The organism is Rothia endophytica (genome assembly GCF_928381505.1).
Classification (GTDB): domain Bacteria; phylum Actinomycetota; class Actinomycetes; order Actinomycetales; family Micrococcaceae; genus Rothia; species Rothia endophytica_A.
The window spans coordinates 115798-141395 of the sequence record NZ_CAKMSJ010000002.1 but is presented as its reverse complement, the minus strand read 5'-3'; the positions used below and the strand labels follow the sequence as shown (position 1 = coordinate 141395).

The following is a 25598-nucleotide window of genomic DNA, read 5'->3' as shown; positions in this document are numbered from 1 at the left end:
CGTTAATGAGCGCCACCTCAGAAGGCCGCAAGCTACTGCGCGTTGAAGCACGCAACGCCGAAGTACCCATCGAGAAAAAACCCTCCTGGATCAAAACCACCGCTAAGGTTGGCCCCGAGTACAAGGAAATGATCGACCTGGCCCGCGGCTCAGGCCTGCACACCGTCTGCGAAGAAGCAGGCTGCCCCAACATCTTCGAGTGCTGGGAAGACCGTGAAGCAACCTACCTCATCGGCGGCTCGGAATGCACCCGCCGTTGCGACTTCTGCATGATCGATACCGGCAAGCCCGTTGCCATCGACCGCACCGAACCCATCAAGGTAGCCCTCAACGTCAAGAAAATGGGTCTGCGCTACGCCACCGTCACCGGCGTCGCCCGCGATGACCTAGAAGACGGCGGCGCCTGGCTCTACGCCGAAACCATCCGCCAAATTCACCGCGTCTCCCCCAACACCGGCGTTGAAATTCTCATCCCCGACTTCAAGGGCAAGGAAGAAGACGTACAGCAGGTCATCGATGCCAAGCCCGAGGTCTTTGCCCACAACCTCGAAACCGTGCCCCGTATCTTTAAGCAGATCCGCCCCGCCTTCCGCTACGAACGTTCACTCGACGTCATCACCCAGGGCAAAGAAGCTGGCATGATCACTAAGTCCAACCTCATCCTGGGCATGGGCGAAACCAACGACGAGGTCTATGAGGCTCTCTGCGACCTGCACGACGCAGGCACCGATCTGATCACCCTCACGCAGTACCTGCGCCCCGGCCCCCTCTTCCACCCCATCGAACGTTGGGTCAAGCCCCAAGAATTCGTAGAGCTCTCAGCCATGGCTGAAGAAATCGGCTTCGCCGGCGTCATGGCCGGCCCCATGGTTCGCTCCTCCTACCGTGCCGGACGCCTCTGGGCACGCGCCATGAAAAAGAACGGCCGTGAAATCCCCGAGCACCTAGCGCACATCTCCGATGAAGGATACGCCGCGCAGGAAGCAAGCTCACTGGTAGCAGCCGGCCGCTAAGCCTGAAGAGGCTCTGGTGAGTTCTCTGGGGGCTGTGAAGCGCGCGCTCATAGCCGACTGGCTGGGTCTGGCATGAATCGCTAGCGAGCTCTGCGAGCCTGCGAGAAGGTTGGTCGGCGAGAGCGTGCGCTTCTTAGCCCCGAAAGTTCCATTATCAGCACAATCTTAGGTATAAGTGCCCGCCGGTTTTCCCGGCGGGCACTGCCCGTATAGAATGGGAAAGTTACGGCGTTGCCCCTCACCTAGCGGCGCGCCCAAAATCGACACACGAAGGATTACCCAGTGGCTGAATCTCGTGGCAGCACCCGCGCACAGACTCGTGAAGAAAAGAAGCAGGCTCGCGCCGAGCGCCGCGCTAAGCGTGGCCCCGGAATGTTTGCTCAGATGAAGCAGGTCTATAAAATGACCCGCGAGCAGGACCCCAACATCCCCTGGATTCTCGCTCTCATCTTCTTCGGCACGGTACTGGTCTTCCTCCTCATCGGTCTGCTCCTGAACAACTGGATTACCTTCCTGCTCATCGGTATCCCCCTGGGCATCCTCTTTGCAGTGATGGTGCTTTCACGCCGCGCAGAAAAGGCAGCGTTTGCCCAGCTTGATGGACAGCCCGGCCGCTCGGGGGCCGCACTTTCTACCCTGCGCCGCGGCTGGATCTTTGAGCAGCAGCCCGTTGCCGCAAACAAATCCCAGGACGTCATCTTCCGCGCCATTGGCCGCCCCGGCATCGTGCTCGTCACCGAAGGCCCCACCAACCGTGTTGCCCCCCTGGTTCAGAAGGAAAAGCTGAAGTACAAGAAGATTGTGCCCACTGTTCCCGTTCACGTGGTTAACTCAGGCACCGATGAGGGCCAGGTTGAGCTCAAGAAGCTCACCAAGACCCTCAACAAGCTTCCCAAGCAGCTCACCCAGCAGGAAATGCACCAGGTAGCTAACCGCATTGATTCTTTGGGCAAGCACAACAACATCATGAACGCGCTGCCCAAGGGTATCGACCCCATGCGTATGCGCCCCGACCGCAAGGGCATGCGCTAAATCATTTGTCCCATAGCCCCTCCTGCTAGAGATTGCCAGACAATCTGTAGCGGGAGGGGCTTTTTGCATGTTGGATTAGCAAGAGCTAGCAGCTGTGGTGGATAGGTACCGGTAGTCTTAGAGAAAACTAAGCGAACTAAGGAGTTTTGATGCAGAAAATTGTTCCCGTCATCTGGTCTGCGGGCAAGGCTAAGCAAATGGTTGAGCTCTACTCAACAGCCTTCGGTGCGACCGTCACCTCCAGCCAGACCTATCCCGATGACATGCCTGCTAAGAGGGCTGATTTCGCCGGCCAGTTGATGTCAGTAGAACTAGATGTCAAGGGCTTGATGCTCAGTATTATCAACGCCGATGACACCTATACTCCCAACCCCTCCATCAGTTTGATGATGAACTTTGACCCGTCGGCAGGTGGGGACGCTCGCCAAGAGCTAGAAGCCGCTCATGCGGCTCTTATGACTGCAGGGGCTACAGAGCTCATGCCTCTGGACTCCTACGATTTCTCTGACTATTTCGCCTGGGTTCAGGACCCCTTTGGAGTGAGCTGGCAGCTCATGCTCACTAACCCCGCCGGTGAGCCGCGCCCCGCCGTCCTACCAGCCATCATGTTTACCCGAGGCAACCACGCCATGGCATTTACCGAAAAACTCTTGGAGCTCTTCCCCGGCTCCGAGCTGGGAAACCGTATGCTCATGCCCGGCACTGACGATCAGGTGCTCTTCTCTGACGCCAACATTGCCGGTGACTGGATCATGATTACCGACGGCGGGTCTGGCCACGAGTTCACCTTTAGCGGTGGAGTTTCCCTCTTAGTACGTGCTGCTGACCAGCAGGAGATTGACCGTCTCTGGGAGACCCTGTCAGCTGTTCCCGAGGCGGAGCGTTGTGGCTGGTGCATCGATGAATACGGTATTAGCTGGCAGGTCATTCCCCAGAACCTGGGTGAACTGATGGCTTCCCCTGCTGCTCATCAAAAGCTGATGCGCATGGGCAAGATCAATATCGCGGAGCTAGCGCACAGCTAAGCCCAGCACACCAAACAAAAACACCCGCTGGTTGGTCTCTCGCGGCGAGAGCGCTAAACCAGCGGGTGTTCTTACTTCTATCCTAAGATTTCTTGCGGTTTTTGAACCAAATCACCAAGAACATATAGGCCATCAATGCCAGGGTTGCCTGCATCATGTAGCGGTCAATGGTCATCAGCACCGGCTTAATCTCTTCACCAAAAGTAACTCCCAGGTAAAGATATAAACACTTGAGCAAAAGAGCCAGTAGAAAAACGTAGCCTGCAATAGCCCAGCCCTTGAGCCTGCGAATCCCTGCTATGGCGACCAGAATGGTGGCAGGTATCGGCGAAAAGGGCAGAAAGGCGAGGAAGAGGCAGAAATAGATGTGTCTCTGCACGAAACCTTCAAGTTTGCGATACCAGAGCGGGGTGTGGCTGGAAAAGATCCAGTCAAGGAAGGCCTGCCCCCAGTACTTGCCCATGAAGAAGTACACCACTAGGAACTTCACTGCGCTGAGAGCAGCAACTGTCACCAGCCCGGCCCAGAGCAGGGGCTGATAGGGGGTACGGGCTGCAATGCTGAGAACTGAAAGACTGGAGCCGGTCAGAAGCGTGTAAAGGAAGGTGTGGTTGAGTAGCAGATAGGCTCGCAGGGGAATGAGCGCTAGCGAATAGACCGTGATGAGGCCCAAGGCTGTCAGCAACCAGCGGTCTACCTTCCCGGGGTGGGTGAGGAAGCTGGGCAGGGCAGGGTCACTGTTTGCAGGGCTGACCGGCTCTGAGGACGAGTCGATATGGCCGGCGTCTGAGTGCTCATTGGGCTCTGAGATTTTCTCTGATGTCATATCAGCTTCCTTAACGGATAACCGCAAGCACGGTGTGGCGTACCTGATCGTGCAGACCTCGCTGATTAGCGTCCATAATAACCACGGGGAGGATTAGCATCACCATACTTTGCCGGATTAAGGCAGTAAGCCAGCCAGCAGGCTGCCCGTCCAACCGCTGAACCTGCATGCCCATCACCAAATGCCCCAGTGTATGGCCCATGAACCCGACAGCGGATACGAGGTAGAGCCAAAAAATAACCAATTGGACGCTATCAACTAGAGCAGTGTTGACGCCGGAAAGCGGACCTTGGGCTAGCACCCAAAAAATACCCTCAATAAGGAACCAATCCAGGCAAAAAGCAATCAGACGCGGCAAAGGGCGCGCGATAGCGCCCTTACCGTACTGAGGTCTACCCATACCCTGACCGGGGTACTCCATCCAGGTGGGAGCACCCTCGATCCATGAACCTAAATCTTTTCTTGATACCACCACACCAGTGTAGCTTCCCCGGCGTCATACTCCCAGATAGATGCTGCCTTACCGGTTGATGTCCCACGATCAGGCTCTGAATTTTCCTAAGATAGAAGGGTTAGCACACACCGGCTGATGTTTACCTCACGCTCACACTGGGTTCATCCTGTTACATGAGTGAAACAAAGCTGATACTCGCGGGCAAAAGAGCCAGCCTAGGCTGGTACCAACACGGGGCGCAGCATTAGCGCACCTTTTAGCGGTCGACACACGTCAAGGAGAACAACCGACTATGTTCACTACTGCTCAGGAAGTCCTAGACTTCATCAAAAATGAAGAAATCCGTTTCGTGGATATCCGTTTCTGCGATATGCCCGGCGTTCAGCAGCACTTCAATCTGCCCGCTAAGGCGGTTGATGAGGACTTCTTCATTACCGGTCAGATGTTTGACGGCTCCTCGATTCGCGGCTTCCAGGGCATCGCTGAGTCAGACATGCAGCTGATTCCTGATCCCAAGAGCGCTTATGTTGACCCCTACCGTCTTGAAAAGACCCTGATTATTACCGGTTCAATTGTGAACCCCCGTACCGGTGAGTCCTACCACCGCGACCCCCGCGGCGTCGCTGAACGCGCTGAAGAATACTTGAAGTCAACCGGTATCGCTGACACCGCTTTCTTCGCCTCAGAAGCTGAATTCTTCGTCTTTGAGGACGTCCGCTACGAAATCACCCCCCAGTCCACCTTCTTCAAGATTGACTCTGACGAAGCTCCGTGGAACTCAGGCCGTAAGGAAGAGGGCGGCAACCTGGGTAACAAGACCCTCACCAAGGGGGGCTACTTCCCCGTTTCCCCCGTGGACAAGCAGGCTGACCTGCGCGATGCTATGTGCGTTGCTCTGGATGAGGTAGGTCTCGAAGTCGAGCGTTCCCACCACGAGGTAGGTGCTGCTGGTCAGGCTGAGATCAACTACAAGTTCTCAACCCTTACCCAGGCAGCCGATGACCTGCTCAAATTCAAGTACGTCATCAAAAACACCGCTGACCAGTGGGGCAAGTCTGTTACCTTCATGCCTAAGCCTGTCTTCGGTGATAACGGTTCCGGCATGCACTGCCATCAGTCCCTGTGGCAGGACGGCGAGCCCCTCTTCTACGATGAGCGCGGCTATGCAGGTCTGTCAGATATCGCCCGCTGGTACATTGGCGGTCTGATTGAGCACTCCTCATCGGTTCTAGCTTTCACTAACCCCACCGTGAACTCCTACAAGCGTCTGGTTCCCGGTTACGAAGCACCCATCAACATGGTCTACTCGCAGGGTAACCGCTCCGCTGGTATCCGCATCCCCATCACCGGTACCAACCCCAAGGCTAAGCGTCTTGAATTCCGTGCGCCGGACCCCTCGTCCAACCCCTACCTGGCCTTTGCTGCTCAGCTGATGGCAGGCTTGGACGGTATCCGTAACCGCATAGAACCCCCCGCACCCATCGACAAGGACCTCTACGAGCTACCCGCCGAAGAAGCAGCAGACATCAAGAAGGCACCTGCCAACCTTGAAGAAGCTCTCGTAGCCCTGGAAGCCGACCACGACTTCCTGCTGGCTGGCGACGTCTTCACCCAGGATCTCATCCAAGCTTGGATTGACTACAAGCGCACCAATGAGCTTGCTCCCCTGTTGCTAGTCCCCCACCCCCTGGAATACCAGATGTACTACGGCGTCTAAAACCGCCTAGTTTCGTCTTGAATAACCACGCCCCGCACCGCTAATGAATCCGGCGCGGGGCGTGGTTTTAACCCTCTCAGGCGGGGTAGACGGTACCGTAGAAAACGTAGTTACCACTCCCACTGAAAGAAGAGAATACCGTGGCTTACTCCCCCACCCAGCTCAACGGCGAAACCGTTTACCGCAATGAGGTCTTCCAGACTGGGCTGATGTCCCAGTTGCTTGACGGTATCTACGACGGCGAAATGACCATCGGTGAACTCCTGGGCCACGGCAACTTTGGTGTGGGCACCTTCAACGGGTTGGACGGGGAGATGGTGGTGCTGGACGGTAACTGCTACCAGATGCGCCACGACGGCAGCGTAGAGCCAGCTAGCCTGGATCAGAAGACACCCTTTGCCGTGGTGATGAATTTTGTACCCACCATCCGCAGAGGCTTGCCCAACAACATCATTCGTACATCGGCTTCTCAGGTTCTTGACGATTTCACGGTCTCAAAGAATTACATGTACGCCATCAAGATTGTGGGCGACTTCGAATGGATCCGCACCCGCACCGTGCAGAAGCAAGAAAAGCCCTACCCCAAGATGGTAGACGCCACCGAGAATGATGACATCGTGCAGTTCAACCAGGTACGAGGAACCATTGTCGGGTTCCGTACGCCCATCTATGAGCAGGGAATCGGGGTGCCCGGCTGCCACGCGCATTTTATTGATGACGACCATGAGCGCGGCGGGCACGTCATCGACTTCAAACTGGATAACGCCTACGTTGAAATCTGTATCGGCACCGATCTAAGCCTGCACCTGCCACTGACTGCAGAGTTCTCAGCAGCGGATCTTTCGCCCGAAGACCTTGCCGAGCAGATTTCTAAGGCAGAAAAACACGCATAGCAAAGAATGCACCTGCACCAAGACCACATCAACGAAAGCTCGTTACAAAGGAAGCACTAATGACCGCCGAAACTACCAGCAACATCACCATCACACCGCTTGATTTTAGTCAGGACGAGGTGCTGGCCGACTACTACCGCGTCCTCAAGGCATCTGCGTCCCACGGCAGAGACAACCCTAGTGTCTGGACCCTCGACGGCCTACGCAACTACTTCGGATCCATCGAAGACCCAGACGCCACTAAGCTTTACGGGGCCTACCTCGACGGTGAGCTCCTTGGTGTGGCGTCAGCTGAACTCTCAGATGACGAAGTCCAAAAGAATCTAGAACTCAACATTGAGGTTCTACCGGACTACCGCCGTCAGGGAATAGGTAGCGCTATTTACCGCCATTGTGAGGATGAACTGCTCTCAACGCCGTATTTAGTATCTGGCGAGGCCTACCCACCTTTCGGACAAGCAAAAACCTGGCCTGGCTACCTCTTTGCTCAGTCGCTGGGGTTTTCGCTAGTCCACGAAGAAGAGCACATGCAACTGACGCGTGGGGCCTTGCAGGACGGTCTCGGCAGTTCCCCGGCTAGCGGCTTGCCTGAAGGCTTCAATCTCATCAGCTGGCAGGGGGCTACACCCGCGGAGTATCTTGAAGAATTTGCTCAGCTACGGACCAATATGGAAGTGGACGTGCCCACCGGGCAATCGGTCAAAACGCCCAAGGTGTGGTCGGTTCAGGAAGTCCGTTCCCATGACCAACGGGTGAGCGCTAGAGGCAACGGCCAGTGGGTTTCAGCAGTTCAAGCACCTGATGGTGCTCTAGCTGGCTACACCCTGATCTATAGTTCTAGCGATTCGACGGAGCTGGAACAGGATGACACCTATGTCTTGCGAAAGTACCGTGGGTTGGGTCTGGGGCTACCCCTGAAACTGCACAATCACTGGCAGGTCCTTGAAGGCGTGAGTAACTTTTCAGCGGTCACCAGCTGGGTGGATGCTCAGAACCTTGCCATGTGTGCCGTGAACAGGGCGCTAGGTTACCAGGGCCTTGAGCTGTGTCAGATGCTCGAAAAACAGGGTTAGAGCACGCCCTTAAGGCGTGGCGGGATAAAACAGTCTCTCGTAGACTGCCCGCGCCTGGCGGGTGGCCCGTAGATAGTCCTCTTCTAGGTCACGTGCACTCAGGGGCGGGTAGCCGCACCAGCGAGCAATAGCTTCAAGGTCTGACCGCACCGTGGTGAGGGTGTCCGATGCCCGGCCGGTGCGTAGCACGTTGAGACCACGAATCTTGGTTGCCAGCTCCCAGGCGGTGCGCAATACCTCAGCGTCCTCTGCCGACACCAAACCAGCCTCCACCATCGCCATCAAAGCAGTGATAGTGCCGGTGGTTTGCAGTTCGGGGTGGGAGGCAGCGTGCTGAAGTTGCAGGAGCTGCACCAGCCATTCAACATCCGTAAGCCCACCGCGCCCCAGCTTAAGCTGGCGGTTCTTATCAGCCCCACGGGGCATACGCTCGGTTTCAACGCGGGCTTTCATGCGGCGAATCTCCGTTACTTTGGCTGCATCAAAGGACGCAGGGTAGCGGTAGGGCGCGATGAGCTGGACGAAGGCCTGCCCCACGCGCTCGCTGCCCGCGATAGGCCGTGCCCGCAAGAGTGCTTGGAACTCCCAGGTATCAGCCCAACGCTCGTAGTATTCGCGGTAGGACTCCAGCGAGCGCGCCATGGCTCCCTGTTTGCCCTCGGGGCGGAGGTCAGCATCAATCTCCAGGACCTTCTCAGCACGTATTGCTGGGGTGCAGGGTTGTTTGAGCAGGGCAACCATTCGGGTCACCAGTTCCACTGCCTGGGTTTGCGCCTGCCTCTCGTCAGTGCCCTGCCGGGGCTGGTGCACATACATCAGGTCAGCATCTGAACCGTAGCCGATTTCGGCTCCACCCTGCCGGCCCATAGCAATGACGGCTACATCGGTCAACTGTTCGGTGCCGGTGTTGGCCAGTTCCCGCTCTGCCAGGGTCAGGGCTGCTTGAATAGCGGCACGGTCAATGTCGGCTAGCCCACGGGCCACCTGATGAATATCGTTGAGCCCCAGCGCTTCACCCATAGCTATGCGCAGTATTTCGCGGCGGCGCGCCATACGAACCGCACGAATGGCTTCGCTGACCTGGGTGTGGCGGGTGAGCTGTGAGGTCATTTCACCGCTGATGGCCTCTGCTGATCTGGGATTGAGGTCATCCTTTTTGTCCAACCAGGCGATGGGCTCTGGAGTGTCTTCTAGCAGGTCGGTAATGAACCGGGAGCTGGACAGCAGGGCGCAGAGCCGTTCAGCTGCGGCCGGTGAGTCGCGGAGCATACGCAGGTACCAGGGGGTGCCGCCCAGAGATTCGCTGACTCGACGGAACCCCAAAAGCCCGGCGTCCGGGTCTACCCCAGCAGCAAACCAGCCGAGCAACACTGGCATGAGGGTGCGCTGAATTTCGGCTGAACGACGTAGTCCCTTGGTCAGTGCCTCAATATGAGTCATGGCCCGCTTGGGGTCCTTGTAGCCCAGGGCGGCCAGGCGGTCGGCAGCTGCCTGGGGGCTGAGAGCGACCTCGTCCGTCGACAGGTTGGCAACGGCTGCCAGGAGGGGGCGGAAGAAGAGGCGTTCGTGCAGGCCTTTGACGGTGCGCTTGATGCTCTGCCAGTTTTTGAGCATCTTCTCTTCAGTCAGGTTGCCCACGGCTACCGGTGAGCTGAGGCTACGCGCCAGCACTCGCCGGTCGCTCTCCTTAGCGGGCATGAGGTGGGTGCGTCGCATGTAGAGCAACTGGATGCGGTGCTCCATAACGCGCAGGGCGGCGTAGGTTTCTGCGAAGTCGTGGCCGTCAGTGCGGCCAATATAGCTGGCACGTGCCAGTGCCGCGATGGAGTCTGTGGTGGTTTGGGTGCGAACGGTTTCATCGGTCCGGCCGTGCACCAGTTGCAGCAACTGCACGGTGAACTCGACGTCACGCAATCCACCGGGGCCTAGCTTGATTTGCCGGTCAACTTCAGCTGCGGGAATGTTATCGGTAACCCTCCCGCGCATGCTTTGCACCGATTGCACAAAGGATTCTCGGCCGGCCGATTCCCAGACAAAAGGACGCATCGCGCGGGCCCAGCGGACGCCCAGCTCGGGGGTACCAGCGATGGGGCGGGCCTTGAGCAGCGCCTGAAACTCCCAGTTTTCTGCCCACCTCTTGTAGTAGGTCACGTAAGACTCCACGGTGCGTACCAGCGCGCCGTCCTTACCTTCGGGGCGTAAGTTGGCGTCAACTTCCCAGAGCGCGGGTTCTGGAGCCGGTGCCATAATGGCTTTGCTCAGTGCCTGGACCAATTCTGAGCCGATGGTGGTTAGCTCATTTTCGGTCAGCGGCGTGAAGTTCTCCGGCAGGTCGCTCAGCGGCGCATGAGCCACGGTATAGACCACATCAACATCTGAAATGTAGTTGAGTTCCCTAGCCCCGCATTTACCCATACCGATAATGGCTAGCTCAACGGCGGCCACGGTTTGGGCCCCGCGACTTTCAGCAACTTCAGCTCGAGCAATCGCCAGTGCCGCGTCTAAGGCAGCTGCCGCCAAATCTGCCAGGCTTCTGCCCACGGTGGGCATGAACTGTTCCGGTGCGTAGGCGGTCAAATCAGCGATGGCGAGCGCGGTCAGATGGCGTCTATAAGCGGATCTGAGGGCGATGTAGGCGTCCTTGCCGGTCAGCTGCGCGACCGGGGTTGCTGCCTCGGGGTCAGCGCCAACGGCCTGCAACAGGTGATTTCGGTGAACCGTATCCAGGGGTGCGATGGGGGTCAGGAACTCCCCGTCTGTTTCAGACAGCAGGGACGGCGGCGCTTCGGCCGCTTCAAGGCCAACAGTCTCAGGAATCTCGGATGATGACAGAAGGAGGTCTGTGTGCTCTGGGCGGCGGATCAGAAATTCACCCAGTGCCTCCGATCCTCCCAGTAACCGGTACAGCGGAGCGGCCTCAGCTCCCTGATTAGCCAGAGAAACTACTTGCGGGGCGCGCTCAATGAGTCGTACCAAGGCGGGGAGAGCGATATCGGGTGAGGGAGAAAGGCGCAGCCCCTCAAAGAGTTTTTGCTGGTCCACTGTTTCTAGTTCCCTAGACCCCAGCCAGCGTTCACTCTTCCCAGCATCGTAGAAACCCACTGAGGTCATTTCGCGCAAGAGGCGTAGGTGCGCCTTGCGTTCTTGGTCAGCTCGGCGGGCTGCTTCTTCAGGTGTTTCTGCTACTTCTGGCATCTTCGGGGCGGTCACCGGTACTGGACTCCTTTGGGCCGGGCTGCTGAGGATAAAGGTGAGGTGCAGCCCTGGGCAGGGATGCACCCAGCGGGGTTAGAGAATCCCCAGGTTGTTTTTGAGTTCGTAGGGGGTGACTTCAGCGCGGAAGGCGTTCCAGTCCTGGCGTTTGTTGCGCAAGAACTGTTCAAAGACCTGCTCACCGAGGGTTTCGGCCATGAACTCAGATTCTTCGGTGCGCAGGATGGCATCGTGCAGGGAGGTGGGCAGGGCATGGTAGCCCATGGCACGGCGCTCAGCGCTGGTCATTGCGGCGATGTCCTCGGTGACTGCCCCGCCCAGCTCGTATTCGTTCTCGATGCCCTTCAAACCTGCGGCAAGAATTACGGCGTAGGCGAGGTAGGGGTTGGCAGCAGAATCGATACCGCGGTACTCCATACGGGCTGACTGCATCTTGTTGGGCTTGTAGAGGGGCACGCGCACCAGGGCTGAGCGGTTGTTATGGCCCCATGAAACGTAGGAGGGAGCTTCGCCGCCGCCCCAGAGACGCTTGTAGGAGTTCACGAACTGGTTGGTAACCGAGGTGAACTCTGGGGCGTGCTTGAGTACGCCGGCGATGAAGTGCTTTGCGGTGCGGGAGAGCTGGAATTCGGCACCTGCTTCAAAGAAGGCGTTGGTGTCGCCCTCAAAGAGGGAGAAGTGGGTGTGCATGCCCGAGCCTGCGTGTTCGGTGAAGGGCTTGGGCATGAAGGTCGCGTAGATTCCCTGGGACAGCGCCACTTCTTTGATGACGGTGCGGAAGCTCATGATGTTATCGGCGGTTTGTAAAGCATCGGCATGGCGCAGGTCAATTTCGTTTTGCCCAGGCCCGGTTTCGTGGTGGGAGAACTCCACCGAGATACCGATTTCTTCTAGGGTAGTTACTGCCTTACGGCGAAAGTCCTGCACCACACCGCCCGGGGTGTGGTCGAAGTAGCTTTCGGAGTCAACGGGTTCCGGGAAACCGCTGGCACCCAGGTCCTTGGATTTGAGCAGGTAGAACTCAATTTCCGGGGAGGTGTAGCAGGTAAAGCCCATGCCAGCAGCTTTAGACAGCACATTCTTCAGCACACCGCGGGTATCTGACGCGCTGGGTTCGCCATCCGGTGTGAGAATGTCGCAGAACATGCGGCTGGTGGGCTCCTCATCACCGCGCCAGGGCAACACCTGGAAGGTAGAGGGGTCAGGCTGCAGGAGCATGTCGGACTCGTAGATACGGGACAGGCCCTCAATAGAAGAACCATCAAAGCCAATGCCCTCATCAAAGGCACTCTCAACCTCAGCAGGGGCGATAGCAACCGATTTGAGCTGCCCCACGACGTCCGTAAACCACAGGCGAACGAACCTCACGTTGCGCTCTTCAATGGTGCGCAAAACAAACTCTTGCTGACGATCCATACACTGTCCTTTTTCTCGCGGACGGCAGCGTCTAGCCACCGTGATACGGAAGATACATCCTGCCCTTAACTGTACGCCAGAGCATAGGGCATAGCGGCAAGGCCCAGGGCGCCGTAACCTGCTTTAAACAAAACTTTCACCGTTCGAGATATTGCTCGAGGGTCAGGCTTGCACGGGGCGCAGGGGTCTATACAGTAGATAGTATGTCTAACGAAGAAACCGCCCCCTACAGCGCCGGAGCTCCGGTAGCTGCCGCCGCTACAGTAGCTGAAGAGAGCAGCGTGCTAGCCGTCAAAAAAGTGCGCACCGTGCACCTGCAGCAGGCTAAGGACGCCGGCGAAAAGTTTGCTATGCTCACCAGCTATGATGCTCTGACCGCCACTATTTTTGACCGGGCTGGCATCGATATTCTGCTGATTGGTGATTCAGCGGGCAACAATGTGCTGGGGCATGAATCGACCCTCACCATCACCGTTGATGAAATGATTCCGCTGGTCAAGGCGGTCTCTACCGCAGCTCAGCGCGCTATGGTGGTAGCGGATCTTCCCTTTGGCTCCTACGAACAAAGCCCGGCTCAGGCGGTCGCCACCGCGGTTCGCTTTATGAAAGAGGGCGGGGCGCACGCCATCAAGATGGAAGCAACCGCCCACCACGTGGACCATGTGCGAGCTATCGTAGCCGCCGGCGTCCCCGTGATGGCTCATATTGGCTTCACTCCCCAGTCCGAGCATGCCCTGGGCGGCTTCCGCGTGCAGGGGCGCACCGGTGGGGATATCCTGCAAGAAACCGCACTGGCTCTCGAAGAAGCGGGCGCTTTTTGTCTGCTCATGGAGATGACCCGCAGCGATGTCACAGCTTCTATCAACAGTGCAGTTCGTATTCCCATTATCGGCATCGGTGCCGGTGGCGATACTTCGGGCCAGGTACTGGTCTGGCAGGACGCCTTCGGTCTGCGAGACGGCAAAATGGCCCGCTTCGTGAAGCAGTACGCCAACCTCTTTGAAACCCTCACCGACGGCGCTAAAGCCTACCGGGAGGACGTCCGCTCAGGCGCCTACCCTGCCCCAGAGCACCGTTTCGACAGCTAAAACCAGCGGAACAAATTTCAACAGTGCTGTAGGTGTCTTTTCGCCGGCTGACCCTCTTGGGACTCGCGCGGGGCGCTCGCCCCAATTCACGCCAGCCCCGAGCCAGCCGGCGAAAAGATATCTACAGCACTTCTGACGTTTGGGCCAGTTAGTTTAGAACCAGCCATCCTTTTGGGCGTCTAGTTCTTCGTTGCGCTTACGGGCGGACTCCATAGCGTTGGCGGCTTCTTCGCGGGTCTTGAAGGGACCCCAAAGATCCTTAACGGGGGATTGCTGGCCTTCTTCTACCTGCCCAGTTTTGAGGTTGTAGTAGAACTCTGTGGCGTGGGGGCCGGGGGTGAGACCGTCGAGCGGCATTGCTCCTCCTAAAAGTAATCGGCGCTTGCGTGAGCGAGCTTACCCTAGCAGTCTACTCCCCCGGTAAGTCACCCAGCCAGGGGCGAATCACAGGGCAGACCGGTATCGCTCGGTCACGGTGGCAAAAAATACAGTTTCTGCACATGCGCCGGGCGGACACTGTTGGGCAGGTGGAGCGGCTGGCGACTACCATAGAAACCATGTCGACTATCACTTCCTCCCACAATCTACCTGCAGAGCCGGGTAAAGCTCCGGTTGGTGCTCTCACCCCCGGTGTTGTTGCACCCCAGCGCCCGGTGCCAGCCCATATCGTCCGCCCCGAATACGTGGGTAAGGCTGAAGCCAACGAGGGCCAGGGCTCTAACTTCTACACCCCCGAAGAAGTTGAGCTAGTACGTGCAGCTGGCAAGATTGCTGCCGGTGCCATCGTGGAGGCTGAAAAAATTGCCGTCCCCGGCACCACCACCAACGAGATTGACGTGCTGGTGCACGAATACATCTGCGATCACGGCGCCTACCCCTCTACCGTGGATTACCGGGGTTTCACTAAGAGCGTCTGCACCTCCCTCAATGAGGTTATCTGCCACGGTATTCCTGACTCCACCGTGCTAGAGGACGGGGATATTCTCAACCTGGACGTCACCGCCTACCTAAACGATATGCACGGCGATACCAACCGCACCTTGCTCGTGGGCAACGTGGACGAAGAGTCCCGCCTCCTGGTTGAACGTACCGAAGAAGCTTTGAACCGCGCCATGAAGGCCGTTAAGCCTGGCCGAGAAATCAACATTATTGGCCGCGTCATTGAGAAGTACGCCGCCCGTTTCGGTTACGGCGTAGTGCGAGACTTCACCGGCCACGGGGTGGGCCGCGAGTTCCATTCCGGGCTCATCATCCCCCACTACGACGCCGCACCCGCCTACAACACCGTCATCGAAGAGGGCATGATCTTCACCATCGAACCCATGCTCACCCTGGGCACCATTGAATGGGACATGTGGGAGGACGACTGGACCGTGGTGACCCGTGACCGCAAGCGTTCAGCTCAGTTCGAGCACACCATGGTGGTCACCGCCGACGGCGTGGACATCCTCACCCTCCCCCTAAATAGCTAGACCTTTATCAGAAAAACCCGCCCCAAGGAGCGCTCATGAGCGAAACAATCACCGCTGAAATCCCTGCACCAAACCCCAACGACCTGGCCATCGGCATCGATATTGGTGGCACCGGCATGAAGGGCGGTGTGGTGGATACCCGTACCGGCAATCTGGTGGGCGAACGCTTCCGCATTCCCACCCCGCAGCCCGCCACTCCTGAGGCCTGTGCGACTGTGGTACGCGAAATTGTGGACGAGTTGCAGGGCAGGGAGCTAGCCCCAGCACCCGATTCAGCAATCGGCATTGATTTCCCAGCCGTGGTGAAGAACGGCGTCACCCTCTCAGCGGCCAACGTTGATGAGTCCTGGGTCGGCGCTGACCTTGAGGGTATTATGAGCGCCGCGCTGGACGGGCGCAAGGTGTACGCCCTCAATGACGCGGACGCCGCTGGTCTGGCTGAGGCTATCTACGGCCAGGGCCGCGACAAGCCAGGTCTGATTGCTGTTATCACCCTGGGTACCGGTATCGGTTCAGCGCTCATTATCAATGGCCAGCTGGTTCCCAACACCGAGCTGGGTCACCTGGAAATCGATGGGCATGATGCTGAAACCCAGGCGTCCGCCCGTGCTCGTGAAACTCACGAACTGTCGTGGAAGAAGTACGGCAAGCGCCTGCGCCGCTACTTCACCCACGTAGAAATGCTCTTCACCCCCGATCTCTTCATCATCGGTGGCGGTATCTCGAAGAACCCCGAGAAATTCCTGCCATATTTTGAAGAAGATGTTCGCACTCCTATCGTGATGGCCGAGTTGCGTAACAACGCTGGAATCGTTGGTGCTGCGGTGTGGGCAGCGGGCATGCCGTCCGAACAGGCACGCCGCGCAGCCTAGAGCACACCCTGCCGGCCCCGCCTTTGTTACACCCCCGCCGTCCACCCCTTGAACGCGGGGGAGATCTATACCACACATGCTGTCCGCAGAGGTAACTCAGCCCACAAACACGACACATGAAGGATGTAAACCAACAAGTTTCACCTTTAATCGGAGTAAAAAAAGCAACAATGCCGCGGCTCGGTGAAATGCCTTATGAATAAGAAAATTGAAGAAATAGGATAAACGTATGTCAGAACACACAAGCCTAGAACCATCAGTAGCTAGCTTCCGCTCAGCACTCTTGAAGCACCTCCAGTTCACTGCGGGCAAAGACCCCAAGCATTCAACAGTTTTCGACTGGAGAATCGCCCTGTCGCACACCCTGCGAGATCATGCAGTGGCCCCCTGGTTTGCCTCAACTCGACGCACCTGGGACGAAGACCGCAAGCGCGTCTACTACCTCTCCATGGAATTCCTCATCGGTCGCCTCACCGAAGACCTTGCTATCAACCTGGGTCTGCGCGATATTGCAGCTGAGGCCCTTGAGGGTTTAGGTGTCGACTTTAAGACCGTTGCCAGTGAAGAGCCGGATGCCGCCCTGGGTAACGGTGGTCTGGGCCGTTTGGCAGCCTGCTACCTCGAGTCAATGGCAACCGTGGGCTGCCCCGCCTACGGTTATGGTCTGCGCTACGAACACGGTCTTTTTGAGCAGAGCTTCAAGGACGGTCGCCAGCAGGAAAACCCCGAAAACTGGCTTGCCCACGGCAACCCCTGGGACTTTGACCGCCCCGAATCTGTCTACGGTGTTGGTTTCGGCGGTGATGTCTACGAAGAAAACGGTGTTCTGCGCTGGGAGCCCGGCACCCACGTCCAGGCTCAAGCTTTTGACAGCCCCGTGGTGGGCTACGGCGGCAAGTGGGCTAATACCCTCCGCCTCTGGGCAGCTACCCCTAACGCTGACCTCTTTGACCTGGGCAGGTTCAACTCCGGCGACTTCGCAGCGGCTGCAGAACCTGAAGCTCTGGCTCGCAGCCTCAGCCGAGTGCTCTACCCCAATGACACCACCGATGGCGGTAAGCAGCTTCGCCTCTCGCAGGAATACTTCCTTACCTCAGCATCCGTGCAGGACATCGTGCGCCGCCACCTGGTGAACCACGACTCCCTGGAAAACCTGGATGCCCACGTCGCTATTCAGATGAACGATACTCACCCCGCTATTGCCGGGCCGGAGCTTATTCGTGTTCTGGTCGATGAATACGGCTTTGATTTTGACCGGGCAGCCGACCTGTCCACCCGCGTGCTGGGCTACACCAACCACACCCTGCTACCTGAGGCTCTAGAACGCTGGACCGTGGGCCTCATGCGTAACGTGCTCCCGCGCCACCTGCAGATCATCGAGCGTCTGGACCAAAAGTTTGTTGAGCTGCAGGCAGGTTCACCCCACCCGGCACGCCTGATTTCAGGCGACCAGGTGAACATGGGCGACCTTGCCTTCACCACTAGCCACCGCGTCAATGGCGTCTCAGCGCTCCACACTGACCTGGTCAGGACCGAGCTCTTCCCGGTTCATGATGCCCTCTACCCCGAGCGCATCGTCAACATTACCAACGGCATCACCCCCCGCCGCTGGCTCAAGCTAGCCAACCCCGCACTTGCTGCTCTCATCACCAAGACCATCGGTGAAGGCTGGGAAACCGACCTTGAGCGTCTGCGCGAACTTGAGGCCCATGCAGAAGACCCAGCATTCCTGGATGCTTTCGGCCAGACCAAGCTGGCTGCCAAAGAGCGCTTCTCAGAGTGGCTGAAGGAAGAGCACGGCCTGGATCTACCCACCAACGCTCTGGTTGATTCACAGGTCAAGCGCATGCACGAGTACAAGCGTCAGCTACTGAACATCCTCTGGACTATCGCTCACTACCAGCGCATCAAGAGGGATCCCAACGCAGGCTGGGTGCCCCGCGTCAAGATCTTTGCTGGCAAGGCAGCCCCCAGCTACCACACCGCCAAAGACATCATTAAGTTAATTAACGACGTGGCAGAGGTCGTCAATAACGACCCCGAAACCAAGCACTTGCTGCGCATCGTATTCCCTCCCAACTACAACGTCACCATGGCTGAGAAGTTGATCCCTGCCTCGGATCTCTCCGAGCAGATCTCAACCGCTGGTATGGAGGCCTCCGGCACCGGCAACATGAAGTTTGCTCTTAACGGTGCATTAACTATCGGTACACTCGACGGCGCTAACGTTGAGATACGTGAGCATGTTGGTGCAGATAATTTCTTCCTCTTTGGTCTTACCACCGAAGAAGTGGCCCAGCGCCGAAGCCAACAGGGGCACTCCCGTGCAGCCATCGAGAAGAGCCAGGCTCTTCGAGACATCTTGCAGGCGGTCGCAGAAGGCACCTTCAGCCCTGATGAGCCCTATAGGTTTGGTCAGCTCGTTGACAATATGTGGAACAGCGACTGGTTCCTCGTTGCGTCAGATTTCGATGACTACGACCGCGCTCAGAAAGAGGTTGAAGAAGCCTACCGCGACACGGCCCGTTGGAACCGTATGGCCGTGCTGAACATAGCCCGCATGGGGTATTTCAGTTCGGACCGGTCGGTACGGGAATACATGACCGAAGTCTGGGGAATTGACTCAGCCCTTTAGGCTACATCCTTAAAACTTTAAGGAGACTGGAGAAATAATCATGGCAATCACCCACGAAGAAGCCCGCGTCCTCGCTGCAGGAAAACACCGGGACCCGTTCAAGGTTCTGGGACCAAGCGCGGACGGCACCGAAGTTGTGGCGCTTCTTCCCGGCGCTCATCGAGTGTGGGCCGTCAATGCAACGGACCAGCGAGAACTGGTGCAGCGCTGGGGTGATGTGCCAGTCTTTGTTGGTGAATCACTCCCCTACTACCGCCTGCGCATCGAATGGAATGGCGGATATGTTGAGGAGAAGGAGGACCCTTATCGGTTCACCCCGGTCTTAGGGTCCCTCGATGAACATCTCTTCAGCGAGGGCCGGCATGAGTCTCTATGGCGGGTGCTCGGTGCCCACCCCATGCAACATGAAAATGTACCGGGTGTACATTTCGCTGTGTGGGCACCGAATGCTAGCCGCGTTTCTGTGGTGGGCGCCTTCAACGCATGGAATGGCATTGCCCACCCCATGCGACTGCGTGGCTCCAGCGGTATTTGGGAGCTCTTCATTCCCGGTCTCACCGAGGGGGAAACCTACAAGTACGAGATTCTCACAGCCGAGGGCGAGCTCATGCCCCTCAAAGCCGACCCAGTGGGGTTCGGGTCAGAAATGCCTCCGGCGAACGCCTCGGTGGTACGCGCTCTTGGCAAGCACTCCTGGCAGGATGGCGCTTGGCTGAAAAAACGTGCTGAGGTGGACGCGCTGACCACCCCAGTAAGCGTCTATGAGGTTCACCTCGGCTCGTGGCGGCGTGAAGGATGGCATGATCTTATCGACTACGTCGCTGATCTTGGCTTCACCCACATCGAGGTTTTACCTATCACTGAACACCCCTTTGACGGTTCCTGGGGTTATCAGCCCATCGGCATGTACGCTCCCACCATTCGCTACGGCCTGCCCGAGGATTTTCAGGCCTTCGTTGATCGGGCTCATCAAAAGGGCATCGGGGTTATTGCCGACTGGGTACCGGGGCACTTCCCCACCGACGCCCACGGGCTAGGCAACTTTGACGGGACCGCGCTCTATGAGCACCAGAACCCGCAAGAAGGCTTCCACCCCGACTGGAACACCCTCATCTATAACTATGGCCGACCCGAGGTGGCCGGTCACCTGCGGTCTAACGCGCTCTACTGGTTGCAGGAATATCACCTGGACGGTCTGCGCGTCGACGCCGTTGCCTCTATCATTCACCGCAACTATTCCCGCAAGGATGGCGAGTGGGTGCCCAATAAGGACGGCGGGCCCGAGAACTACGAAGCCATCGACTTCTTGAAAACCACCAACGACGCCGTTGAGCGCACCGTTGAAGGTGCCATGATGATCGCTGAGGAGTCCACCACCTTCCCAGGAGTCACCCGCACCACCGAGCACGGTGGCCTGGGGTTTGAATTCAAATGGAACCTTGGCTGGATGAATGACTCACTGCGCTACTTTGGGCTAGACCCGATTTACCGTAAGTATCACTCTGATTTGTTAACCTTTGGCATCACCTACATCTTCAGTGAACGTTTCATGCTACCCATTAGCCACGACGAGGTTGTGCACGGCAAGGGTTCCCTCTACGAGCGAATGCCCGGGGATCACGCAGCCAAGCTGGGTAATCTCAAAGCCTTCCTGGCCTACATGTGGGCCTACCCCGGCAAGAAGCTTCTCTTCATGGGGCAAGAATTTGGCCAGCCCAGTGAGTGGAACTACGAAAGCGAACTTGACTGGCACGTCCTAGAAGACAAGGGCCACGCCGGCGTCCTGTCGTTGGTACGAGACCTCAATAGCCTATACCGGCAACAACCTGCCCTACACCGCAGCGACTCTGACCCTCACGGCTTTCAGTGGCTACTGGTCGATGCCGTCGATGAGCAGGTCTACGCCTGGCTGAGACGCGGCTGGGCGGGTGACCGGCACGTAGTGGTAGTCATGAACCTAAACCCGATTGAACGCGATGGCTACCGCGTGCCCTTCCCGCTGGCCGGTCGCTGGATTGAAGCCCTCAATACCGATGCTGCCCACTACCACGGCGGAAATCGTGGCCACGGTGGTGCTATTGAAACCGAACCTGTGCCCATGGGTAACGAAGCCCAGTCAGCCCTCCTCAAACTTCCACCCTTGTCAGTCATCTATTTTGTAGAGGAACAATCATGATTCACCTCAGCTCAACCACCACTCATAGGGACAGCACCCACCGACTATCGAATCAAGCTATGGCTTTTGTCCTCGCAGGCGGCCGTGGTAGCCGCCTCGAAGAGCTCACTGACCGCAGAGCTAAGCCAGCAGTTCACTTTGGTGGCAAGGCCCGAATTATCGACTTTCCCCTTTCGAATGCCTACAACTCAGGTATTCGTAAGATTGCTGTAGCAACCCAGTACAAGGCACACTCTCTCATCCGCCACCTGCAGCGTGGCTGGAGCTTCTTCCGCGCAGAACGCAACGAATACCTCGATATTCTGCCTGCCAGCCAGCGCGTGTCAGAACACCAGTGGTACATGGGCACTGCCGACGCCATCTACCAGAACATTGACATCGTTGATGACTACCAGGTGGAGTACATTGTAGTCCTAGCCGGCGATCACATTTACAAGATGGACTACGAAATCATGTTGCAGCACCACGTGGAGAAGGGCGCTGATGTAACTGTCGGCTGCCTGACCGTCGCACGTGATGAGGCAAGTGCCTTTGGTGTTATGGCAGTGGATGAGAACAGCCAGATTGTCGACTTCCTCGAAAAGCCAGACGTCCCCCCGGCAAGCCCCAATAACCCCGATGAGTCCCTGGTCTCCATGGGTATCTACGTTTTCGACTGGTCCTACCTCAGGGAAATCCTGATCGCTGATGCTGAGAACCCCGAGTCCTCCCACGATTTCGGGCACGATATTATTCCCCAGATTGTGAAGGACGGCGGCGCTTACGCCCACCGCTTCAGCGATTCTTGCGTCATGAGCGGCTTGGAAACCAGGCCCTACTGGCGAGATGTCGGTACCATTGATTCCTTCTGGCAGGCCAACCTTGACCTGACCTCAATGATTCCTCCCCTGGACTTCTACGACCGTTCATGGCCGATTTGGACCTACTCAGAAATTACTCCTCCCGCCAAGTTTGTTCACAACGAGGAGGGGCGGGTTGGTCAGGCCATTCAGTCCCTGATCGCCGGTGACTGCATCATTTCAGGTGCCACTGTTTCTAACTCGCTGCTCTACACCGGCACCCGCGTGCACTCGTACGCTCAGCTGGATCAGTCCGTGGTGCTTCCCAAGGTTGATATTGGCCGTTCAGCGCGTCTGACCCGTTGCGTGGTGGACAGTGACGTAACCATCCCTGAAGGTCTAGTAGTGGGTGAAGATCCAGAAGAGGACGCCAAGTGGTTCAGCGTGACCGCCACCGGGGTAACTCTGATTACCCAGAAAATGATTGATCGCCGCTCAGCTGCACAAGAAGGGTAAATTTCCTCATGGCTCGTCGTATAAAACGCGTTCTATCGGTAGCATCTGAATGTGCACCTCTCATCAAAACTGGTGGTCTGGCAGATGTGGTGGGCGCTCTGCCTGCCGCGTTAGAACCGCTAGGTTGGAAAACCAAGGTACTGCTCCCCGCTTACCCCGGTCTGCTCCAAAAAATTGGACGCGGCACCCGCGTGTGGGGCGATGAAAACCTTTTCGGCGGCCCCGCTGCGGTGGTTCGCGGCAAGATTGATGGGCTTAACGTCCTGTTGCTGGATGCCCCGCACCTCTTTGACCGTGACGGCGGGCCTTACTCCGCTCACGGTCACGACTTCCACGATAACCACGTGCGTTTCGCGGCTCTCAGCTGGGTGGGCGCCCAGATCGCTCTGCACGGAACCAAGGATAAGTGGAAGCCCGATCTGGTGCATGCCCATGACTGGCAGGCAGGTTTGGTTCCTTCTTACCTGCGCTATGCCGGTTCTACGACACCGACCGTGATGACCGTGCATAACATCGCCTTCCAGGGCATCGTGGGTGCCGACCAGCTAGACTACCTGCGTCTGCCCTCCTGGGATTTCACACCTGAATCCCTGGAATACCACGGGCTGCTATCCACCCTTAAGGCGGGTATGGTGCATGCCTCCCGCCTCACCACGGTGAGCCCCAGCTATGCCCAAGAGCTGACCGAGGCTCACTTCGGTTTTGGTCTTGAAGGGGTCGTCAAGGCTCGCCGGGACCGCGGTGAACTAGCAGGCTTTATTAACGGTGTTGACGTCTCGGTCTGGGACCCGGCAACTGACCCCGAGGTTGTGCCCTACTCAGCTCTAGATACTTCTGGAAAAGCTGAAAATCGTCAGCGCCTACTGCAAGAATTCAGTCTGGCTGAACCCACTGGCCCTCTCGCCGTTGTGGTGACCCGCTTGACTTATCAGAAGGGCATTGATCTGATGGTTGAAGCACTACCGGGCTTTTTGGAGCACGGTGGAGCTGTAGCTATTCTGGGCTCTGGCGACGCTGATTATGAGGCTGCACTCGGCGATTTAGCTGCCCGTTACCCGGGCCAGGTGGGCCTGCGCATTGGCTACGACGAGGCTCTGAGCCACCGCTTGTACGCCGGTGGCGATATCGTACTGGTTCCTTCACGGTTCGAACCCAGCGGTCTGACTCAGCTCTACGGCATGCGCTACGGCACCATACCGGTTGTCGCCGCCACCGGCGGGCTGCGTGATACCGTCTGCGATGCTACCCCTGAGAATCTGGCTGCAGGCATTGCCACCGGCTTTACCTTCGGGGACGCTTACCTGGGCGGAACCATCGATGCCGGAGGGCTCAGTTTCGCTCTCGGCCGTGCCATAGATCTCTACGGTGATGCCGAGGCGTGGTCTCAGCTACGCCACACAGCGATGAACGCACCTGTTGGCTGGGAACAGTCGGCTGCGCAGTATGCAGCGATGTTTGATAATCTCATTGAATGAAAATAGAGGTTTGGGCCCCAGAAGCCACGAATGTTTGGTTGTGTCTTTTCGATGACAACGATTGCGAAACTCGGCATGAGCTAACTCGCCGTGACGGCGAATATTGGATTGGCGATATTGCCGGTGTGCACGCAGGTGACCGGTACGGTCTTCGTGCCACCGGCAATGACCCAAACTTCAACCCTGAAAAACTTCTCATTGATCCCTGGGCACAGGAGCTAGAAGCCCCTTTGCGCTGGAACCCGATGATGGCGGGGGACGCTGCCGGCGACAGCGCACCTGTTGTACCTAAGTGCGTGGTACCGGCGGCACCTGATACCGCCCTTGACCCCGCCAGCAACCGCCCACATCATTCCTGGGCGGATTTAGTGATTCTTGAGGCCCACGTTAAAGGCCTGACACAAAAGCACCCAGACATCCCTGAACAAATCCGAGGCTCCTACGCAGCTCTGGGCGATTCCGCCGTGCTCGACTATCTCAAAGGTCTGGGCGTCAATGCCTTGGAACTACTGCCCGTTCAGGCCTTCTTAGATGACCAGTACATCACTGAGCGCGGCCTCATCAACTACTGGGGCTACCAGCCCATCGGTTTTTCAGCCTTAGAACCCCGTTATTCCTCCGGGGATAAAACCGGGGCGCAAGCCGATATCGAATTTAGGCAGGCAGTGCACGCTCTGCACGAGAACGGTATCGAGGTCATTCTGGATGTGGTGTTCAATCACAGCGGTGAGGGTGACCAGGGCGGCCCTACCCTTTCAATGCGCGGCCTCAACGACCACCACTACTATATGCGCAACGCCGATAGGTCCTACGCTAATCACAGCGGCACCGGTAATACCCTAGCTGTGCGTAGCCCCCACGTCCTGCGGCTTGTGCTCGATTCTTTGCGTCACTTTGCCCAGCGCTACGGTGTGGACGGTTTCCGCTTCGACCTTGCCAGCACTTTAGGGCGTTCCCACACCGGTTTTGACTATCGTTCAGCCTTCTTCCAAGCAGTCTCACAAGACCCTGTTCTCAGAAATCTCAAGATGATCGCTGAGCCCTGGGATATTGGCCGAGGGGGTTACCAGCTGGGCCACTTCCCCCACCCCTGGCGCGAATGGAACGACACCTTCAGAGATGGCGTGCGCCAGGCTTGGCGTGGTGATGCTGAAGGTATGGGTAAGCTTGCCTCTGCCCTGCTGGGCAGCGCCGAGCACTTTGACCACAGCAGCAGACCCGCTAGTGCGTCCATCAACTTCATTACAGCCCACGACGGTTTCACCCTCCATGATGTGGTGAGCTACTCCCAGCGGCACAATGAAGCTAACGGTGAGGATAATAGGGACGGTCACGGCGAAAACTTTAGCGATAACTGCGGCGTTGAAGGCCCCAGCGATGACACACAGATCACCCTGGTGAGAAAACGTCGTATCAAAGCTATGCTGGCAACTCTCATGTTCTCTCAGGGAGTGCCCATGCTACTGGCTGGCGATGAGCGGGGGAACACCCAGCTAGGCAATAACAATGCCTACTGCCAGGACAACGACATTACCTGGCTTGATTGGGAATCTGCTGACCAGGAGCTATCGGCTTACGTTGCAGAGCTCATCACGCTACGCCGCCGCTTCCCCCAGCTACACCAGCAAGAATTTCTACACGGGGACGAAGCTCTCTGGTGGCGGGCCGACGGGCAACATACACAGGACCACGACTGGCATGACCCTGCCTTCAGATGCTTCCAACTGCAGCTAGACGGTCTCTTGCTGGTCTTCAATACCGGTGGTGACGTGAATCTTCAGCTACCTTCGCACCCCGAGGGCAGGCAGTGGAACCTTGAGTTCGCCTCCGATGAAGGTCTCCCCCAGTCGGTACGGCTCTATAGTTAAAAGCCAAGAGGCAGTGCCCACCAGGGTACTGCCTCTCAGCTTTTGTGGGGTAGCC

At 57.6% G+C, this 25598-nt stretch carries 19 protein-coding genes; 14 read left to right on the top strand and 5 right to left on the bottom strand.

All coding sequences use genetic code 11. From position 1 onward, the window contains the following. The first annotated feature begins 5 nt into the window (after nt 1–5). From lipA to L6990_RS02710, 3 genes are all read left to right on the top strand, one after another. Nucleotides 6–1013 (top strand): lipoyl synthase, encoded by a 1008-nt coding sequence (gene lipA / locus L6990_RS02720; protein WP_237202539.1) that lies wholly within the window; start codon nt 6–8, stop codon nt 1011–1013. A gap of 282 nt (nt 1014–1295) precedes the next feature. Next, a complete protein-coding gene (locus L6990_RS02715) occupies nt 1296–2045 on the top strand; it encodes a DUF4191 domain-containing protein (protein WP_237202538.1) in 750 nt (249 codons plus the stop codon). A gap of 149 nt (nt 2046–2194) precedes the next feature. Then, nucleotides 2195–3070, top strand: coding sequence for a VOC family protein (locus L6990_RS02710; protein ID WP_237202537.1), 876 nt, complete (start codon nt 2195–2197; stop codon nt 3068–3070). Nucleotides 3071–3152: 82 nt separating this feature from the next. Here the strand turns inward: L6990_RS02710 and L6990_RS02705 are convergent, their stop codons facing one another. Together L6990_RS02705 and L6990_RS02700 are read right to left on the bottom strand one after the other, a co-directional pair. Further along, nucleotides 3153–3896: a hypothetical protein gene (locus L6990_RS02705; protein WP_237202536.1), complete on the bottom strand. Its 744-nt coding sequence runs from the start codon at nt 3894–3896 to the stop codon at nt 3153–3155. Nucleotides 3897–3906: 10 nt separating this feature from the next. After that, a complete protein-coding gene (locus L6990_RS02700; protein ID WP_237202535.1) occupies nt 3907–4368 on the bottom strand; it encodes an RDD family protein in 462 nt (153 codons plus the stop codon). 274 nt (nt 4369–4642) lie between these two features. Between L6990_RS02700 and glnA (L6990_RS02695) the strand changes: the two genes are divergently transcribed. The 3 genes from glnA (L6990_RS02695) (at nt 4643) to L6990_RS02685 (ending at nt 8033) form a co-directional block, all read left to right on the top strand. Further along, the gene (gene glnA / locus L6990_RS02695) at nt 4643–6067 is read left to right on the top strand and encodes a type I glutamate--ammonia ligase (protein ID WP_237202534.1); all 1425 of its coding nucleotides are present in this window, start codon (nt 4643–4645) and stop codon (nt 6065–6067) included. 140 nt (nt 6068–6207) lie between these two features. Continuing rightward, the gene (gene budA / locus L6990_RS02690) at nt 6208–6960 is read left to right on the top strand and encodes an acetolactate decarboxylase (protein ID WP_237202533.1); all 753 of its coding nucleotides are present in this window, start codon (nt 6208–6210) and stop codon (nt 6958–6960) included. Between the two features lie 59 nt (nt 6961–7019). After that, nucleotides 7020–8033 carry a GNAT family N-acetyltransferase gene (locus tag L6990_RS02685; protein WP_237202532.1) on the top strand — a complete coding sequence of 338 codons (1014 nt, stop codon included), beginning with the start codon at nt 7020–7022 and terminating at the stop codon, nt 8031–8033. A gap of 9 nt (nt 8034–8042) precedes the next feature. Here the strand turns inward: L6990_RS02685 and L6990_RS02680 are convergent, their stop codons facing one another. Beyond that, nucleotides 8043–11228 (bottom strand): bifunctional [glutamine synthetase] adenylyltransferase/[glutamine synthetase]-adenylyl-L-tyrosine phosphorylase, encoded by a 3186-nt coding sequence (locus L6990_RS02680; RefSeq protein WP_237202756.1) that lies wholly within the window; start codon nt 11226–11228, stop codon nt 8043–8045. Between the two features lie 93 nt (nt 11229–11321). Beyond that, the gene (glnA, locus tag L6990_RS02675; protein WP_237202531.1) at nt 11322–12662 is read right to left on the bottom strand and encodes a type I glutamate--ammonia ligase; all 1341 of its coding nucleotides are present in this window, start codon (nt 12660–12662) and stop codon (nt 11322–11324) included. Between the two features lie 203 nt (nt 12663–12865). Here glnA (L6990_RS02675) and panB point away from each other — a divergent pair, with 203 nt between their 5' ends. Next, nucleotides 12866–13750, top strand: a complete 885-nt coding sequence (panB, locus tag L6990_RS02670) for a 3-methyl-2-oxobutanoate hydroxymethyltransferase (RefSeq protein ID WP_237202530.1) — start codon at nt 12866–12868, stop codon at nt 13748–13750. 153 nt (nt 13751–13903) lie between these two features. Here the strand turns inward: panB and L6990_RS02665 are convergent, their stop codons facing one another. Next, nucleotides 13904–14107, bottom strand: coding sequence for an SPOR domain-containing protein (locus tag L6990_RS02665; protein ID WP_237202529.1), 204 nt, complete (start codon nt 14105–14107; stop codon nt 13904–13906). Nucleotides 14108–14307: 200 nt separating this feature from the next. Here L6990_RS02665 and map point away from each other — a divergent pair, with 200 nt between their 5' ends. The 7 genes from map (at nt 14308) to glgX (ending at nt 25543) form a co-directional block, all read left to right on the top strand. Beyond that, the gene (map, locus tag L6990_RS02660) at nt 14308–15222 is read left to right on the top strand and encodes a type I methionyl aminopeptidase (protein WP_237202755.1); all 915 of its coding nucleotides are present in this window, start codon (nt 14308–14310) and stop codon (nt 15220–15222) included. A gap of 35 nt (nt 15223–15257) precedes the next feature. Next, nucleotides 15258–16094 (top strand): polyphosphate--glucose phosphotransferase, encoded by an 837-nt coding sequence (ppgK, locus tag L6990_RS02655; protein WP_237202528.1) that lies wholly within the window; start codon nt 15258–15260, stop codon nt 16092–16094. A gap of 229 nt (nt 16095–16323) precedes the next feature. Next, on the top strand, nt 16324–18729 hold the full coding sequence (locus L6990_RS02650) for a glycogen/starch/alpha-glucan phosphorylase (RefSeq protein ID WP_237202527.1): 2406 nt from the start codon (nt 16324–16326) through the stop codon (nt 18727–18729). Between the two features lie 40 nt (nt 18730–18769). Further along, on the top strand, nt 18770–20905 hold the full coding sequence (gene glgB, locus L6990_RS02645) for a 1,4-alpha-glucan branching protein GlgB (protein WP_237202526.1): 2136 nt from the start codon (nt 18770–18772) through the stop codon (nt 20903–20905). Further along, nucleotides 20902–22200 carry a glucose-1-phosphate adenylyltransferase gene (gene glgC, locus L6990_RS02640; protein ID WP_237202525.1) on the top strand — a complete coding sequence of 433 codons (1299 nt, stop codon included), beginning with the start codon at nt 20902–20904 and terminating at the stop codon, nt 22198–22200. Before glgB ends, glgC begins: the two co-directional genes overlap by 4 nt. An 8-nt stretch (nt 22201–22208) precedes the next feature. Next, nucleotides 22209–23675, top strand: coding sequence for a glycogen synthase GlgA (gene glgA, locus L6990_RS02635; protein WP_237202524.1), 1467 nt, complete (start codon nt 22209–22211; stop codon nt 23673–23675). Beyond that, complete coding sequence (glgX, locus tag L6990_RS02630; protein WP_272879258.1) at nt 23672–25543, top strand: glycogen debranching protein GlgX; 1872 nt, start codon at nt 23672–23674, stop codon at nt 25541–25543. Before glgA ends, glgX begins: the two co-directional genes overlap by 4 nt. Nucleotides 25544–25598: the final 55 nt, after the last annotated feature.